The 16,104-nt window shown below is 69.0% G+C and carries 20 protein-coding genes; 5 read left to right on the top strand and 15 right to left on the bottom strand.

The features are described 5' to 3' along the window. Positions 1-123: 123 nt before the first annotated feature. From AC27VN_RS13995 to AC27VN_RS14010, 4 genes are all read right to left on the bottom strand, one after another. Positions 124-1,056, bottom strand: a complete 933-nt coding sequence (locus tag AC27VN_RS13995; protein WP_490876913.1) for a family 2A encapsulin nanocompartment shell protein — start codon at positions 1,054-1,056, stop codon at positions 124-126. A gap of 133 nt (positions 1,057-1,189) precedes the next feature. Next, positions 1,190-1,459, bottom strand: coding sequence for a helix-turn-helix domain-containing protein (locus tag AC27VN_RS14000; RefSeq protein ID WP_490876914.1), 270 nt, complete (start codon positions 1,457-1,459; stop codon positions 1,190-1,192). A gap of 7 nt (positions 1,460-1,466) precedes the next feature. Then, entirely contained in the window at positions 1,467-2,378 is a 912-nt protein-coding gene (gene epsC, locus AC27VN_RS14005) for a serine O-acetyltransferase EpsC (RefSeq protein ID WP_490876915.1), read from the bottom strand. A 32-nt stretch (positions 2,379-2,410) separates the two neighbouring features. Next, the gene (locus AC27VN_RS14010) at positions 2,411-2,890 is read right to left on the bottom strand and encodes a rhodanese-like domain-containing protein (RefSeq protein WP_490876916.1); all 480 of its coding nucleotides are present in this window, start codon (positions 2,888-2,890) and stop codon (positions 2,411-2,413) included. Positions 2,891-3,112: 222 nt separating this feature from the next. Here AC27VN_RS14010 and AC27VN_RS14015 point away from each other — a divergent pair, with 222 nt between their 5' ends. The 3 genes from AC27VN_RS14015 to AC27VN_RS14025 are packed head-to-tail and all read left to right on the top strand — an operon-like array spanning position 3,113 to position 4,843. After that, positions 3,113-3,685: a hypothetical protein gene (locus tag AC27VN_RS14015; RefSeq protein WP_490876917.1), complete on the top strand. Its 573-nt coding sequence runs from the start codon at positions 3,113-3,115 to the stop codon at positions 3,683-3,685. A 26-nt stretch (positions 3,686-3,711) separates the two neighbouring features. Next, the gene (locus tag AC27VN_RS14020) at positions 3,712-4,059 is read left to right on the top strand and encodes a hypothetical protein (RefSeq protein ID WP_490876918.1); all 348 of its coding nucleotides are present in this window, start codon (positions 3,712-3,714) and stop codon (positions 4,057-4,059) included. A gap of 52 nt (positions 4,060-4,111) precedes the next feature. Then, a complete protein-coding gene (locus tag AC27VN_RS14025; RefSeq protein ID WP_490876919.1) occupies positions 4,112-4,843 on the top strand; it encodes a DUF4261 domain-containing protein in 732 nt (243 codons plus the stop codon). A 74-nt stretch (positions 4,844-4,917) separates the two neighbouring features. On the opposite strand, the gene AC27VN_RS14030 is transcribed toward AC27VN_RS14025, so the two are convergent. From AC27VN_RS14030 to AC27VN_RS14080, 11 genes are all read right to left on the bottom strand, one after another. After that, a complete protein-coding gene (locus AC27VN_RS14030; RefSeq protein ID WP_042579699.1) occupies positions 4,918-5,133 on the bottom strand; it encodes a TOBE domain-containing protein in 216 nt (71 codons plus the stop codon). A 60-nt stretch (positions 5,134-5,193) separates the two neighbouring features. Then, complete coding sequence (locus AC27VN_RS14035) at positions 5,194-5,790, bottom strand: malonic semialdehyde reductase (RefSeq protein ID WP_209544862.1); 597 nt, start codon at positions 5,788-5,790, stop codon at positions 5,194-5,196. A gap of 20 nt (positions 5,791-5,810) precedes the next feature. Continuing rightward, on the bottom strand, positions 5,811-7,100 hold the full coding sequence (locus tag AC27VN_RS14040) for an O-acetylhomoserine aminocarboxypropyltransferase/cysteine synthase family protein (protein WP_395347611.1): 1,290 nt from the start codon (positions 7,098-7,100) through the stop codon (positions 5,811-5,813). 104 nt (positions 7,101-7,204) lie between these two features. Then, the gene (locus AC27VN_RS14045; protein WP_490876920.1) at positions 7,205-8,050 is read right to left on the bottom strand and encodes an ATP-binding cassette domain-containing protein; all 846 of its coding nucleotides are present in this window, start codon (positions 8,048-8,050) and stop codon (positions 7,205-7,207) included. 1 nt (position 8,051) lies between these two features. Continuing rightward, the gene (locus tag AC27VN_RS14050) at positions 8,052-9,038 is read right to left on the bottom strand and encodes an aliphatic sulfonate ABC transporter substrate-binding protein (protein WP_490876921.1); all 987 of its coding nucleotides are present in this window, start codon (positions 9,036-9,038) and stop codon (positions 8,052-8,054) included. A gap of 10 nt (positions 9,039-9,048) precedes the next feature. Continuing rightward, positions 9,049-9,897, bottom strand: a complete 849-nt coding sequence (ssuC, locus tag AC27VN_RS14055; protein WP_057593388.1) for an aliphatic sulfonate ABC transporter permease SsuC — start codon at positions 9,895-9,897, stop codon at positions 9,049-9,051. A gap of 10 nt (positions 9,898-9,907) precedes the next feature. Then, positions 9,908-11,077, bottom strand: a complete 1,170-nt coding sequence (ssuD, locus tag AC27VN_RS14060; protein WP_490876922.1) for an FMNH2-dependent alkanesulfonate monooxygenase — start codon at positions 11,075-11,077, stop codon at positions 9,908-9,910. Continuing rightward, complete coding sequence (locus tag AC27VN_RS14065) at positions 11,077-12,033, bottom strand: sulfonate ABC transporter substrate-binding protein (RefSeq protein ID WP_490876923.1); 957 nt, start codon at positions 12,031-12,033, stop codon at positions 11,077-11,079. Before AC27VN_RS14065 ends, ssuD begins: the two co-directional genes overlap by 1 nt. A gap of 38 nt (positions 12,034-12,071) precedes the next feature. Beyond that, complete coding sequence (locus AC27VN_RS14070) at positions 12,072-13,109, bottom strand: sulfonate ABC transporter substrate-binding protein (RefSeq protein ID WP_490876924.1); 1,038 nt, start codon at positions 13,107-13,109, stop codon at positions 12,072-12,074. A gap of 129 nt (positions 13,110-13,238) precedes the next feature. Beyond that, entirely contained in the window at positions 13,239-13,823 is a 585-nt protein-coding gene (gene ssuE / locus AC27VN_RS14075; protein WP_203205827.1) for an NADPH-dependent FMN reductase, read from the bottom strand. A 106-nt stretch (positions 13,824-13,929) separates the two neighbouring features. Next, a complete protein-coding gene (locus AC27VN_RS14080; protein ID WP_490876925.1) occupies positions 13,930-14,973 on the bottom strand; it encodes a sulfate ABC transporter substrate-binding protein in 1,044 nt (347 codons plus the stop codon). 144 nt (positions 14,974-15,117) lie between these two features. On the opposite strand from AC27VN_RS14080, the gene AC27VN_RS14085 reads away from it, so the two are divergent. Both AC27VN_RS14085 and mnmC2 read left to right on the top strand, forming a co-directional pair. After that, positions 15,118-15,390, top strand: a complete 273-nt coding sequence (locus AC27VN_RS14085; protein WP_093341520.1) for an oxidative damage protection protein — start codon at positions 15,118-15,120, stop codon at positions 15,388-15,390. Between the two features lie 19 nt (positions 15,391-15,409). Beyond that, positions 15,410-16,104 (top strand): tRNA (5-methylaminomethyl-2-thiouridine)(34)-methyltransferase MnmC2 (mnmC2, locus tag AC27VN_RS14090; protein ID WP_490876926.1); only part of this gene is annotated, 695 nt, incomplete at its 3' end.

The raw sequence follows: 16,104 nt of genomic DNA on the forward strand, positions 1-16,104 counted from the left end.
GCCCGGCAGCGCCGCGAACATCGCGCTCGCCATGCGCGCGAGCAGCGCCGGATCGAACGGCGCCTCGGCGGACGACGGCACCGAAGGCAGGCCGCCTGGAGTCAGTGGGGAGCTCACCGCGGCTTACTTGTAGGTGTCGGGATAGTCGTGGTACTTGCCGATCTCCACGTCGTCGAGCACCGCGAGCGCGTCGGTGGTCAGCACCGCGAGCGAGCAGTACAGCGAGATCAGGTACGACGCGATCGCATGGTTGTTGATGCCCATGAAGCGCACCGACAGGCCCGGGCTCTGTTCGCCCGCGAGGCCCGGCTGGAACAGGCCGACCACGCCCTGGCGCTTGTCGCCCACGCGCAGCAGCAGGATCTTGCTCTTGCCGTCGGCCACCGGCACCTTGTTCGACGGGATCAGCGGAATGCCGCGCCAGGTGATGAACTGCGAGCCGAACAGGCTCACGGTCGGCGGCGGCGTGCCGCGGCGCGTGGCTTCGCGGCCGAAGGCGGCAATCGCCAGCGGGTGCGTGAGGAAGAAGGCCGGCTCCTTCCAGACCTTGGTCAGCAGCTCGTCGAGATCGTCGGGCGTGGGCGCGCCGGTCAGCGGGAAGATGCGCTGCTCTTCGCTGACCTGGGCCAGCAGGCCGTAGTCGGGGTTGTTGATGAGCTCGCTCTCCTGGTTCTCCTTGATCGTCTCGATCGTCAGGCGCAGCTGTTCCTTGATCTGGTCGTGCGGGCTGCTGTAGAGGTCGGAGATGCGGGTGTGCACGTCGAGCACGGTGCTCACGGCATTGAGGTAGTGCTCGCGCGGGTTCTCCTCGTAGTCGACGAAGGTGCGCGGCAGCTGGTTCTCTTCCTCGCGCGAGGTGCAGGTGACCTTGATCGACTCGGGGTTCTTGACCTTGTTGACGCGGTAGATGCCCGCCTCCACCGGCACCCATTGCAGCAGGTGTGTCAGCCAGCGCGGGCTGATGGTCTCGAGCTGGGGAACGGTCTTGGTGGCATTGGCCAACTGCCTTGCGGCGTTGTCGCCGAGCGCGGTGGTTCCACCGACGGTTGCGGTCATGAAGAAAACTCCGATGTGGTCAGGCCCACCGGGTCACCGCATGCGGTGCCGGCGACTCCGAAAGGCCGTGGGAATGAAGAAAAGGGACGAACGCGACTGACGGCGGGAGTGTCCCGGCGCCAAGGGTTTCCCCTCAACAGGCTATAGCCGCCAAGTTGATCCGGCGTGCCAGGCGCGACTGGCCGAGCTGCTCGCAGCGCGAGAGCAGATGGACGATGTTGACCTCGAGCGCGGTGGCGAGCTTGTGCGCGGTGACGATCGAGGGGATCACGCGGCCGCGCTCCACCTCGCCCACGTAGGAGCGGTTGAGGTCCGAGCGCTCCGCGAGCTGCTCCTGCGACCAGCCATGGGCCTCGCGCAACTGCCGCACGGCGACTCCGAAATCTTCGACGAATGCATTCATGGTGTGTTCACCCCCTCGGTGCGTTGTTCTTCTGCAGGCTGGCCTGCGTGACGCTCGCGCCCGGCGGCACGTCGTCGGTGATCCAGACATTGCCGCCGATGACGGCCCCCTTGCCGAGCGTGACGCGCCCGAGGATGGTGGCGCCGGCGTAGATCACGACGTCGTCCTCCACCACCGGATGGCGCGGCAGGCCCTTCTGCAGGTTGCCCTCGGTGTCGGTCGGAAAGCGCTTGGCGCCCAGCGTCACGGCCTGGTAGAGCCGCACGCGCTTGCCGATGACCGCGGTCTCGCCGATCACGACACCGGTGCCGTGGTCGATGAAGAAGCCGGCATCGATGCGCGCGCCCGGATGGATGTCGATGCCGGTCTGCCCGTGCGCGAGCTCGGCCACGATGCGCGCCAGCAGCGGCAGGTCGAGGCGGTAGAGCTCGTGCGCGAGCCGGTGATGGATCATCGCGAGCACGCCCGGATAGCACAGCAGCACCTCGTCGACGCTGCGCGCGGCCGGGTCGCCCTGGTAGGCGGCGAGCACGTCGCTGTCGAGCAGCCGGCGCAGCTCGGGCAGGCGGTTCGCGAAGTTGCGCACCGCCGCGGTGGCGGCCTCGTCGATCTCGCTCACGCTGCGCGGCACATGGCGCGCATTGAAATGCAGTTCCAGCCGTGCCTGCGTCAGCAGCGCCTGCAAGGCGGCGTCGAGCGTGTGGCCGACGTAGAAATCCTCGCTCTCGTGGCGCAGGTCGTGCGGGCCGAGCCGCATCGGAAACAGCGCGCCCTTGAGCGATTCCACGATCTGGGCCAGTGCGTCGCGCGAGGGGAACTCGCGCGCGCCGGGTTCGCGCGAGCGGCGCTGCAGGTCGCGCCATTCGTTGCGCACCGCATGCAGCGCGGCGACGATCTCCGCGACTTCGAAATGGGCCATGGGCCGTTCTTCCTTCTGTGCGTGGGAAGAGATCAGTCCTGCACCCAGGGCAGGCCGTGGAAGCGCCAGCCGTCGGCGCCGCCGCGGTGCTGCTGCCCGTCGATCTCGCCCTCGAAGCCTTCGAGCACGTTGTAGACCTGCGAGAAGCCGGCCTTGGCCGCGGCCTCGGCCGCGAGCGCCGAGCGCTTGCCGCTGCGGCACAGCAGCAGCGCCACCGCGTCCTTGCCGCCGTCCTTGGCGAGCCTGGCCTCGAGCTCGCGCACGAAGCGCGGATTGCGCGTGAGCGCGGTGCCGGTGGCCCAGGCCACGTGCAGGCTCTCGGGCACGTGGCCGACGAACTTGCGCTCTTCGCCCGAACGCACGTCGACCAGAACCGCCTTGCCTTCCTGCACCAGCTGCCAGGCCACGGGCGGCGTCACCCCGCCGGCATGGGGCCAGCCGGCTTCGGCGGCATGGGCGCGCGCCTTCTCGAGCGCTTCGGGCAGGACGAGGTCTTCAACTTCCACGGACATGGTGTGCGGGCTCCTGGTGTGCGTTGCTGTCGGGATGGATGCATGCGCCGTTGGTGGCGATGACCATCACTGTAGGAGCCCGTCCGCGATCCTCAAACGACTGAAAAGTCGATTCTTAACAACCGGGCGTTCTAAGCGTCATTCCAGGGGCTGAAGGGAAGCTGAAGCCGCGCCGCGGGCCCGGCGCTACAGTCCCCGCCCCACCGCTTCGGGAGTGCATTCATGCAACGCAGATCCCTCTCACTGGCACTGCTCTTGGGCATCGTCGGGCTGCCCGGCAGCGTGTTCGCCGCGCGCGCGATGTCGAACATCGCCTACATCGTGGCCGGCCCCGATGGTGTCTTCTACGCCCGATGCATACCCGACTCCGACACGGGCGACGCCGGGGCGACCACGGTCTACCGCGTCCGCAAGACCGGCGACGAAGCCATCGACCGCTATCCCTGGTTCAACCCGGGCCGCCTGCTGCTGGCGTGGAGCCCGATCGCGGGCCAGGTCGCTCTGATGCGGCTCGACCGCGAGCTGGAGCCGTCGTCCGCGGGCCCACAGGCCGCGTTCGGCTTCTATCTCGGCGGCCGGTTGCTGAAGACCTGGACCACGCGCGAGTTGCTCGCGCTGGGTGCCGAATTCGGGCCCACCTACGAGATGCCCTCGGGACGCGCCGGTTACAAGGTGCTCGGCGCGCGCCAGCAGGGACTGACAAACGATTACGTCTTCGTGATCCGGATCGGCGAGACCGAGCACGCCTTCGATATCCTGACGGGCCTGCCCTGGCGCGCCAGGGCCACCTCCTGAACCCCGACGACCTCCTCCCCCGACGCATGCGCAGATTCCTCTCGACCACCCTGGTCCTGGCCGCCGGCTGCGCCGCCGCCACCCTCGCCTGTGCCGACGAACCCAAGCTCCCCGTGAAGACCGACGACGGCACCATCCTCTACGTGGCGCCCAAGATCGCGCCCACCGAGAAATCGGCCGACACCCTCGGCGCGACCATCGGCGTGCAGCGCCCCAGCGGCGCCGCGGCCTATGGCGGCATGGACACCTCGGGCTCGCGCCCGATCTACTCGGTGGGCGGCAGCACCGGGGGCAACACCTCGTTCTCGGCCGGCGTCGAGTCCGACGGCAAGCAGAACAACGGCGTGAAGGCCGGCATCACGATCAAGTACTGAGCTGCGGGGCCGACGGCAGAATGGCCGCTTTCAGCACCGAGAAGGCACCCACGTGAGCGAGCCCGCCGACCTCCCCGAGATGGTCCTGTGCATCCCCGGCCCCTGGGCCGACACCACGGAACTGTTCCGCGACTTGATCGCGAACGACAGCGGCTACCTGTTCGCCGGCCGCATCCTGATGTGCGCGCAAACGCGCTTCAGTTGCGAGCTGGTCTTCGAAGGCCCCGACGAGCGCATGCCCCATGCCTTCCGCGCCGCGGCGCCGCACTGGCGCGACACGCCCGAGATGGAGGCCGTCGACGGGCACCGCTCGGTGGTCTACCTCGTCGGCTCCGGCGGCAGCCACGAGAACGCCACCTCGCTGATGGAGGCCGGTGCCGCGCTGGTGCGCGCGGGCGGGCTGGGCGTGAAGGTCGAGAGCACCGGCCTCGCCCACACGCCGGCGGCCTGGCTCGACCACTGCGAGCATCTGCACCTGTTCTTCGCGCACCGGGCGCTGGTGCTCTACCTCACGGGCGAGCCCGTGAGCTCCTGCGGCATGCACAACCTCGGCCTGCGCGATGCGGTCACCGACGGCCAGGACGACATGGCGGCCGCCGTCGAGCTGCTGCGCGCGTTCACGCACTACCTCTACGCTGAGGAGCCCGAGATCCGCGCGGGCCAGACCTTCTCGGTCGCGCGCGATGCGCCGGGCTACCGCATCGAGGAAACACAGGACCAGCCCTACGGGCCGGACTCGCTGTTCCACAACCCCTACGGTTTCTGGCGCCTCGTCCCGCTCTGAGCCGACGAAAAAAAGCCCGACGCCATCGCTGGCGCCGGGCCGAGGGGGAATGCGCCACGCGCACTCCAGGGGATTCAGAGCTTGGCGATCGACACTTCGGTGGACTTCACCAGCGCGACGACGTCGGAGCCGACCTTGAGCTGCAGCTCGTCGATCGAGCGCGTGGTGATGACCGAGGTCACGATGCCCCAGGCGGTCTCGACATCGACTTCGGAGACGACGTCGCCGCGGATGATCTCGCGGACCTTGCCCTTGAACTGGTTGCGCACGTTGATGGCTTGAATGGACATGATGGTTCCCTTTGGTTGGATGGTGTGGATGGATGGATCGGTGAAGGAAGAACGTGGCGCTCAGACGATCTCGGCCACGTCGTCGAACGCGAGCCGCGGCCCGCGCTCGAAGGTGCCGGCGTGGTCGGCCACGCCGAGGTTGACGAGGAAGTTGGCGCGCCAGCGGCCGTCGGGGAAGAAGGCCTTGTCGACCAGCTCGGCGTTGAAGCCCGACTGCGGCCCGGCATCGAGGCCGAGCGCGCGCGCCGCGAGGATCAGGTAGGCGCCCTGCAGGCTGCTGTTGCGGAACGCCGTGGCCTGCGCCGCCTCAGCGCTCTTCTCGAAGAAGGGCTTGGCGTCGTAGGCCGGAAACAGCACCGGCAGGTGGTCGTAGAAGCGCGTGTCGTGCGCCACGATCACGGTCACGCCCGCGGCCAGCGTCTGCGCGGTGTTGCCCGACGACAGCGCGGGCTTGAGCTTCGCCTTGGCCTCCTCGCTGCGCACGAACACGTAGCGCGCGGGCTGGGCGTTGTAAGCCGTCGGGCCCCACTTCAGCAGCTCGTAGAGCTGGCGGATGGTCTCGTCGCTCACGGGCACCGGCTTGAAGGCATGCACGGTGCGCGCCTTGCGGAATAGCTGGTCGAGCGCGGCGTCGGGAATGGATTGCAGTGTTGTCATGGTTTTGCTTTCGCGCGGCTTCAGGCCGCGGCCGCGGCCAGCGCCTGGTCGAGGTCGGCGCGCAGGTCGTCGATGTGCTCGATGCCGACCGACAGGCGCACGGTTTCCTCGCTCACGCCGGCGCGCGCGAGTTCCTCGGGCGAGAGCTGGCGGTGCGTGGTCGAGGCCGGATGGGTGGCGAGCGAGCGCACGTCGCCGATGTTGACGAGGCGCGTGAACAGCTTGAGCGCGTCGAGGAACTTCGCGCCCGCCTCGCGGCCGCCCTCGATGCCGAAGGTCAGCACGCCGCTGGCCTTGCCGCCCAGGTACTTCTGCGCCAGCGCATGGTCGGGATGGTCCTCGAGCGCCGCGTAGTTGACCCATTTCACCGACTTGTTCGCCTTCAGGTGCCGTGCCACGGCCAGCGCGTTGTCGCTGATGCGCTCCACGCGCAGCGACAGCGTCTCGATGCCCTGCAGGATCAGGAAGGCGTTGAACGGCGAGATCGCGGCACCCGTGTTGCGCAGCGGCACCACGCGCGCGCGGCCGATGTAGGCGGCCGGGCCGAGCGCGTCGGTGTAGACCACGCCGTGGTAGCTCACATCGGGTTCGTTCAGGCGCTTGAAGCGCTCTTTGTGCTGCGCCCACGGGAACTTGCCCGAATCGACGATCGCGCCGCCGATGCTGGTGCCGTGCCCGCCGAGGTACTTGGTCAGCGAATGCACGACGATGTCGGCGCCATGCTCGATCGGCCGGCTCAGGTACGGCGAGGGCACGGTGTTGTCGACGATCAGCGGCACGCCATGGTGGTGCGCGATCTCGGCGATGGCCGCGATGTCGGTCACGTTGCCGGCCGGGTTGCCGAGCGACTCGACGAACACCGCCTTGGTCTTCTCGTCGAACAGCTTCTCGAAGCTCTTCGGATCGCGGTGGTCGGCGAAGCGCGTGGTGATGCCGAACTGCGGCAGCGTGTGGGCGAACAGGTTGTAGGTGCCGCCGTAGAGCGCCGTGCTGCTGATGATGTTGTCGCCGGCTTCCGCGATGGTCTGGATCGCGTAGGTCACGGCCGCCTGGCCCGAGGCCAGCGCCAGCGCGGCGATGCCGCCCTCGAGCGCGGCGATGCGCTGCTCGAGCACGTCCTGCGTCGGGTTGTTGATGCGGGTGTAGATGTTGCCCGGCACCTTGAGGTCGAACAGGTCGGCGCCGTGCTGCGCGCTGTCGAAGGCGTAGGCCACCGTCTGGTAGATCGGCGGCGCCACAGCGCGCGTGGTCGGGTCGGGCGAATAGCCGGCGTGCACCGACAGGGTCTCGAATTTCCAGTTTTGCGACATACAAGAGCCTTTCAGATAGGAAGAAGAACAAGCCCGTTCACGCTGAGCCTGTCGAAGCGCCGCGCGAGGCTTCGACAGGCTCGGCCCGAACGGTTCCATCCGTCTCAGATCGCCCAGCGCAGTTCATGCGCGGGCTTGCCGAGCCAGCTTGCTTCGGTGCCGCCTTCAGCCTCTTCGGTGGTCCCGGGCTTTTGCAGCACCCTGTCGAGGATGCGTTTTTCGATGGCCGCGAAGGCCGGGTCGCCCTGCGAGCGCGGACGCGCCAGGGCGATGTTCTCGTCGAGCGCGATGCGCCCGTCTTCGATCAGGATCACGCGGTCGGCCAGCGCCACGGCTTCCTGCACGTCGTGCGTGACCAGCAGCGCGGTGAAGCGGTGGCGCTGCCACAGGTTCTCGATCAGCCGGTGCATCTCGATGCGCGTGAGCGCGTCGAGCGCGCCCAGCGGCTCGTCGAGCAGCAGCAGCCGCGGGTGGTGCACCAGCGCGCGCGCCAGGGCCACGCGCTGGCGCTGGCCGCCCGACAGGCGCGCCGGCCATTCGTTCTCGCGGTCGGCCAGGCCGACGTGCGCCAGCACCTCCTTGCCGCGCGCCCTGGCGTCCTTCGACAGGCCCAGCGTCACGTTGTCGAGCACGCGGCGCCAGGGCAGGAGGCGCGCCTCCTGGAACATGATCCGGGTGTCGTCGTGCAGGCCGCTGACCGGCTTGCCGTCGGTGTAGAGCGCGCCGGACGAGGCCTCCTCCAGACCGGCGATCAGGCGCAGCAGCGTGCTCTTGCCGCAGCCGCTGCGGCCCACGATGGCGATGAACTGGCCCGGCTCGATCGCGAGCTGCGTGTTGCGCAGCACCTCGCGTTCGCCGTAGCGCTTGTGCAGGCCGCGCACTTCCAGGCGCACGCCGCCGGGGATCGCCAGCGGCGCGTCGTTCTGCGGTCGGTCGAGGACGGCACTCATCTCAGGCTCCAGGCTTGAACAGCGCCACGTCGAGCGCATTGATTTTCTTGGGCAGCAGCTTCTCGGCCAGGAAGGCGTCGGCGATGCGCTGCTGCTCGCCGAGCACCTCGGGCACCACCGGCCGCACCGCGTAGCTGCGGCGGCCGTTGGCCTGCTCGATGGTGGCGGCGTCGAGGCCCCACACGGGCGACAGCAGCGCGGCCGCCTCCCTGGGGTTCTGCTTGACCCACCTGCCGGTCTTCTCGAGCTCGGCATAGACCACGCGCAGCACGTCGGGCCGCGCCTTCGCGAACTTGGTGCTCGCGAGGTAGTAGCGCTGGTAGGACGCGATGCCCGCGCCGTCGGCCAGCACGCGCACCTTCGACTGGCGTTGCGCGGCTGCGAGGAACGGGTCCCATACCACCCAGGCGTCGATTGCGCCCTTCTCGAACGCGGCGCGGCCGTCGGCCGGCGTCAGGTAGGCGGGCTCGATGTCCTTGAACGAGAGGCCGGCCTTGTCGAGCGCGGCGATCAGCAGGTAGTGCGCGCCGGCCGCCTTGGCGAAGCCGACCTTCTTGCCCTTGAGATCGGCCACGGTCTTGAGCGACGAGTCCTCGCGCACCAGGATCGCCTGCGCCGCGGGCGACGGCGCTTCCTGCGCGATGAAGGTCAGCTCGGCACCGGCCGCCTGCGCGAACACCGGCACGGTGTCGGCCACGTCGGCGCTGATGTCGAGGTTGTCGAGGTTCAGCGCCTCGAGCAGCGGCAGGCCGCTGGTGAACTCGTGCCAGCTCAGGGTGGCGTTGAGCGGCGCGAGTTGCTTCTCGAGCACGCCCTGCGCCTTGAGCACGGCGATCAGCGTGGAAGACTTCTGGTAGCCCAGGCGCACGGCGGCGGGCCGCGCGGCCGTGCCCTGCGCGAAGGCGCCGGGCGTGCCCACCAGGCCGAGCACGCCGGCAGCGCCGAGCGTCGCGATCGCCTGGCGGCGGGAGATGGTCGTGTGTGTCATTGCCCTGCCCTCACTTCGTCGTCTTCTTCTGGTAGCCCGGATGCCAGCGCAGCCACCATTGCTCGAGGCCGCGCGCGAACAGGTCGGCCAGCTTGCCGAGCAGCGCGTACAGCAGGATGCCCACCAGCACGATGTCGGTCTGCAGGAACTCGCGTGCGTTCATCGTCAGGTAGCCGATGCCGGCCTGCGCCGAGATGGTCTCGGCCACGATCAGGATCACCCACATCAGGCCCAGCGAGAAGCGCAGGCCGACCAGGATCGAGGACAGCGCGCCCGGCAGGATCACCTCGCGGTACAGCTGCCAGCGCGTGAGGCCGTAGGTGCGGCCCATCTCGATCAGCTGCGGATCGACGTTGCGGATGCCGTGGAAGGTGTTGAGGTAGATCGGGAAGAACACCGACACCGAGATCAGGAACAGCTTGGCCGACTCGTCGATACCGAACCACAGGATCACCAGCGGGATCAGCGCCAGCGCCGGGATGTTGCGCACCATCTGGATGGTGGAATCGAGCAGCGTCTCGAAGAACTTGACCGAGCCCGTGAGCAGGCCCAGCGCCAGCCCGGCGCCGCCGCCGATGGCCAGCCCCGCGAGCGCGCGGCCCGCGCTGACCTTCACGTGCGTCCACAGCTCGCCCGACACCGTGAGGTTCCATGCAGCCTTCACCACGTCGACCGGCGCCGGCAGCACGCGGGTGCTGAGCCAGCCCAGCGACGACGCGATCTGCCACACCACGATCAGCCCCACGGGCACCAGCCACGGCACCAGCCGCCTGGCGACATTGAGGCCGAAGCCACGCAGCGCGGAGCCCGCGCCCTCGGCCGGCGCGACCGCCGGCAGTTCCTGAACCTGTTCCGTCATGGCGTGTCCTTCAGCTTTGCGAGACGAGGCGCGAAGGCGCGTCGAGGTTGGCGACGACCTCGCCGAAGGGCCCGCTCAGCGAGCCGCCGGCCAGCCGGGCCTTGGCCTTGCGCGAGAGCAGCGGGAACACCAGCTCGGCGAAGCGGTAGGCCTCCTCGAGGTGCGGGTAGCCCGAGAGGATGAAGCGGTCGAGCCCGAGCGCGGCGTATTCCTCGATGCGCGCGGCCACGGTCTTCGCGTCGCCGACCAGCGCCGTGCCGGCACCGCCGCGCACCAGCCCCACGCCGGCCCAGAGGTTGGGCGCGATCTCGAGTTCGGCGCGCGTGCGCTTGGCGCCGCCCGCATGCAGCGCGGCCATGCGGCGCTGGCCTTCGGAGTCCATGCGCGCGAAGGCGGCCTGGGCGCGGATCACGGTCTCGTCGTCGACGCGGCTGATCAGGTCCTCGGCGGCCTTCCAGGCGGCCTCTTCGGTCTCGCGCACGATCACGTGCAGCCGGATGCCGAACTGCACCTGGCGGCCCTGTCGCTCGGCGCGCGCGCGCACGTCGGCGAGCTTCTTCGCCACCTCGGCCGGCGGTTCGCCCCACGTGAGATAGGCATCGACCTGCTCGGCCGCGAGCTCATGGGCCGCGGCCGACGAGCCGCCGAACCACACCGGCGGATGCGGCTTCTGCACCGGCGGATAGAGCAGCTTGGCGCCCTTCACGCTCAGGTGCTTGCCCTCGTAGTCGAAGGCCTGGCCGTCATGGCTGCGCGCGAGGATCTCGCGCCAGATGCGAATGAACTCGGCCGACTGCTCGTAGCGCGCGGCATGGTCGAGGTAGACGCCGTCGCCCTCGAGCTCGGCCTGGTCGCCGCCGGTCACGAGGTTGACCAGCAGGCGTCCGTTCGAGAGCCGGTCGAAAGTCGCGGCCATGCGCGCGGCCAGGCTGGGCTGGTGCAGGCCGGGTCGCACCGCGACCAGGAACTTGAGCTTCTTCGTCGCGCCGATCAGGCTCGAGGCGATCACCCACGGGTCTTCGCACGAGCGGCCGGTCGGGATCAGCACGCCCTCGTAGCCGAGGTGGTCGGCCGCGCCCGCGATCTGCTGCAGGTAGTCGAGGTCGACCGGGCGCGCGCCTTCGCTGGTGCCGAGGTAGCGGCTGTCGCCGTGCGTGGGCAGGAACCAGAAGATCTGCATCACGCGATCCCCGTGGCGGCTTCGAGCACGTTGATCTTCTTCGGGATCAGCTTGAGATCGAAGAAGGTGTCGGCGATCTTCTGCTGCTCGCCGAGGATGGCCTTGGTGATCGGCGTGGTGCCGTAAGCGGTGCGCGCCACCGTGAGGTCGGCCACCGGCTTGGGCAGGCCCCACAGCGCGGCCAGTTCGGTCGCGAGCTCGCCGCGGTTGGCCGAGCCCCAGGCGTCGACCTTGTTGAGTTCCTCGATCGCGATCGCCACCACGTCGGCGTTCTTCGCGGCGTAGTCGAGCGAGGAGAAGTAGTAGGCGCGGTTGCCCACCACGCCGGTGGCGTCGGCCAGCACGCGTGCCTCGAGCGTCTTCTCGGCGGCGGCCAGGAACGGGTCCCAGATGACCCAGGCGTCGATCGAGCCCTTCTCGAAGGCCGCGCGCGCATCGGCCGGCGGCAGGTAGACCAGGTTCAGGTCGGCATACGACAGGCCATGCTTCTCGAACAGCTTGACGATGAAGTAGTGGACGTTCGAGCCCTTGTTGAGCGCGATCTTCTTGCCCTTGAGTTCGGCCACCGTCTTGATGGCCGAGCCCTTGGGCACCAGCACCGCTTCCGACTGCGGACGCGGCACCGTGGCGCCCACGTAGGCCAGCGGCGCGCCGGCGGCCTGCGCGAAGATCGGCGGCGCCTCGCCCACGTCGCCGAAGTCGATCGAGCCGACGTTCAGCGCCTCGAGCTGCACCGGGCCGGCCGTGAACTCGGTCCACTTGAGGCTGACGCCCAGCGGCGCGAGGCGCTTCTCGAGCGTGCCGCGGCCCTTGAGGATGTTGAGCAGGCCCTTCTGGTTGCCGATGCGGAACTGGCGCGCGGGCGCCTGCGCCAGCGCACCGAAGGCGGAGGGCAGCGCGATGGCGGCGGCGGCGCCCTGCAGCAGGCGGCGGCGCGGGAGGGAGATGGTGGTCATGGCTGGTGTGGCTTGCGAAAGATGAAGGGGACCGGTGCTCAGGGCTGGGCCGCGACGACGGCGTCGCTGACCTTGATCGGCTTCGGAATCAGCTTGAGCGCGTAGAAGGTGTCGGCGATGCGCTGCTGGTCGGCGGCGACCTCGGGCGTGATCGGCTTCACGTTGAACTCGTAGCGGCGCAGCGCGAGCTCGACCACGTCGACCGGCAGGCCCTGCAGCGGCGCGATCAGCTCGGCCGCCTGGCGCAGGTTCTTCTTGAGCCAGATGCCCTGGGCCACCGAGTCCTCGAACAGGGCCTCGATCACCTTCGGGTTGTTCTTCACGAAGCCGCGCTCGCCGAGGTAGTACTGGTAGTTGCTGACCACGCCCGGCGTGCCGTCGGCGAGCACGCGCGCGCCGGTGGCCTTCTCGGCCGCGGCCTGGAACGGATCCCAGATCACCCAGGCGTCGACGTTCTTGCTCTCGAAGGCGGCGCGGCCGTCGGCCGGTGCCAGGTACACAGGCTGGATGTCGCTGAACTTCAGGCCGTTCTTCTCGAGCTGCTTCACGAGCAGGTAGTGCACGTTGCTGCCCTTGTTGAGCGCGACCTTCCTGCCCTTGAGATCGGCCACCGACTGGATCGGCGAATCCCTGGTGACCAGGATCGCCTCGGCGCGCGGCGCGGCCGGGTCGTAGCCGAAGTAGACGAACTTGGCGCCCGCGGCCTGCGCGAAGATCGGCGGCGCCTCGCCCACGTAGCCGACGTCGACGGCGCCGACGTTCAGGCCCTCGAGCAGCTGCGGGCCGGCCGGGAACTCGACCCACTTCACGCCCACGCCCAGCGGCGCGAGGCGCTTCTCGAGCGAGCCCTGCGCCTTCTGCAGCACGAACAGGCTGGCCGACTTCTGGTAGCCGATGCGCAGCTCCCTGACGGCGGCGGCCTTGCCCTGCGCATGCGCGGAGGTGGCGGACAGGAAGCTCACGATCAATGCGATCGCGGCGACCACGACGATGCTGACGGCGAGGTCGCGCAATGCGCGCCAGAGCGAGCGCGGCGGCACGTCGAGCACGGAGTCTTCGGTGGCAACGGGGTTCATGCGGGGTGGTCCTTGGACTGAATCGAAACTGGAGGCGAAGCCATCCCCGCGCGGCGCAGATCGCCGCGTTCGGAAGGGTCGGGAATGGAATGAAGCGGTGGTGGCGACCGGGCCGTGCGCCGGCCGGCTTCAGACGCTACATCGCACGCGCGAGAACGGCACCGGCTCGAAGCCGTGTGTCGCCGGCAGCTTCAGCCCCTCGGTGGCCAGCACCTCGACGGCCTCGTTGAGCCGCTCCGCCAGGTCGTTGTGCACCTGGTAGGCGTTCTCGGGCGTCAGCGCGATCTGCGAATCGCTCGCGTAGACGCCCGGCAGGATGTGGCGCGCCGCGAGCGACTGCAGCACGGGCCGCAGCGCGTAGTCGAGCGCGAGCATGTGGTGCGGGCTGCCGCCGGTGGCCAGCGGCAGCACCGTCTTGCCCTTCAGCGCGTTCTGCGCCAGCAGGTCGAGGAAGACCTTGAGCACGCCGCTGTAGGCGGCCTTGTAGACCGGCGTGGCCACCACGATGGCGCGGGCCCGCGTCACCTGGGCGATGGCCTGCACGATGGCCGGATGGTTCCAATCCGCCAGCAGCAGCGCCTGCGCCGGCAGGTCGCGGATCGCGAGCCGTTCGATCTGCGCATGGCGCCGCGCCAGGCGCTCGGCCACCGCGTCGAGCAAGGCGGTGGAGCGCGAGGGCGCCGAGGGGCTGCCGGCAATCAGGAGAACGGACACGGAAGGCTTTCGGGTGGCGGTATCGGAAGGGTCGAAGCGAACCGCTCCCTGGCATCCGCCGCAGCGGGCGCCATCGGGGTCGGTCGCCGCGGGGCGAATGCCGCGCTTACTTCTGCTTGGCGGTGTAGATCTGGTCGAACGAGGCGCCGTCGGCGAAGTGGTCCTTGTCCGCCTTGCCCCAGCCGCCGAAGGCCTGGTCGATGGTCACCAGCGTCAGCTTGGGGAACTGCTTCTCGTACTTGGCCTTCGCCTTGTCCGAGGTCGGGCGGTAGAAGTTGCGGCCCGCGATGTCCTGGCCTTCGTCGGAATACAGGTACTTCAGGTATTCCTCGGCCACGGCGCGCGTGCCCTTCTTGTCGACCACCTTGTCGACCACCGCCACGGTGGGCTCGGCCAGGATGGAGATCGACGGCACCACGATCTCGAACTTCTCGGGGCCGAATTCCTTCAGCGCCAGGAAGGCTTCGTTCTCCCAGGCCAGCAGCACGTCGCCCACGCCGCGCTGGACGAAGGTGATGGTCGAGCCGCGCGCGCCGGTGTCGAGCACGGGCACGTTCTTGAACAGGTTGCCCACGTATTCCTTGGCCTTGGCATCGCCGCCGTACTTGCGCTTGGCGAATTCCCAGGCCGCGAGGTAGTTCCAGCGCGCGCCGCCCGAGGTCTTGGGGTTGGGGGTAATCACCTGCACGCCGGGCTTGACCAGGTCGTCCCAGTCCTTCAGGCCCTTGGGATTGCCCTTCTTCACCAGGAACACGATGGTCGAGGTGTAGGGCGCCGAGTTGTGCGGCAGGCGCTTCTGCCAGTCGGCCTTGAGCAGGCCGCCATGGGTGACCAGCGCGTCTACGTCGCCGCCGAGCGCCAGCGTGGCCACGTCGGCGTCGATGCCGTCGATGATCGAGCGGGCCTGCTTGCCCGAGCCGCCGTGCGACTGCTTGATCGTCACGTCCTGGCCGGTCTTGCCCTTCCAGTACTTGGCGAAGGCCTGGTTGTAGTCCACGTACAGCTCGCGCGTGGGGTCGTAGGAGACGTTCAGCAGCGTCACCGGACCGGCGGCGCTGCCCTGGGCAAACGCCGGCAGCGCCGACAGGGCCATGGCGCCGGCCACGCCGGCACCGATGGAAAGCTTGATAAAGTCGCGGCGGAGGCTCATGGTGTCGTTCTCGAATGGCATATCAATGAAGCTGCGTATTCTCAATACGACATATAGGAACTGGAACGACCAAGTTTTCAGTTCTAAATAGCTAAATCAACTAAGAGCAGCTTTTTCGCGCTCCCCCACCCAAAGGCAATCGACATGGCACGCATGATTCAGTGCATCAAGCTCGGCAAGGAAGCCGAAGGGCTCGACTTCCCGCCCTACCCCGGCGAACTCGGCAAGCGCATCTGGGAGAGCGTCAGCAAGGAAGCCTGGGCCGCCTGGCTCAAGCAGCAGACCATGCTGGTGAACGAGAACCGCCTGAACCTCGCCGACCAGCGCGCCCGCCAGTACCTGGCACGCCAGATGGAGAAGCACTTCTTCGGCGAGGGCGCCGACGTCGCCCAGGGCTACGTCCCGCCGTCGGCCTGAGGCCGCGCAACGACTTGCAGTGACGGCCGAACCGGTCGCCTGGCGCACGGACGGCACACCGCACAGCGAGCGCTTCGGCGACATCTATCACACGGAGGCCGGCGCGCTCGCGCAGTCGCGCCACGTCTTCCTCGGCGGCTGCGGCCTGCCGGCCGCCTGGGCCGGCCAGCCGCAATGGCGCATTCTCGAAACCGGCTTCGGGCTGGGCCTCAACTTCCTCGCGACCTGGGCCGCGTGGCGCGCCGATCCGGCACGCCCGCGGCTGCTTCACTTCGTCTCGATCGAGGCCTGGCCGGTCGCGGCCGAGAGCCTGCTGCGCGCCGCCGGTGCCTATGAGGAACTCGCGCCGCTCGCGCGCGAGCTGGCCGCGCGCTGGCACGGCCTGCTGCCGGGCTTCCATCGCCTGGCCTTCGACAACGGCCGGGTGCTGCTGACGCTCTGCGTGGGCGCAGTGCAGACTATGCTGCGCGCCCAGCGCTTCGAGGCCGACAGCCTGTACCTCGACGGCTTCAGCCCGCAGCGCAATCCCGAGATGTGGTCGCCCGAGACGCTGAAGGCGCTCGCGCGCTTCGCGCGCCCGGGCACCCTGCTCGGCACCTGGACCTATGCGCGCGCCGTGCGCGACGCGCTGGCGCAGAACGGCTTCCAACTCGAACGCCGCCTCGGCCTGCCGCCCAAGCGCGACTGCCTGGGCGCGCGCTTCGCGCCGGCCTG

This window comes from Variovorax sp. 20P10.2.4 (genome assembly GCF_058244205.1).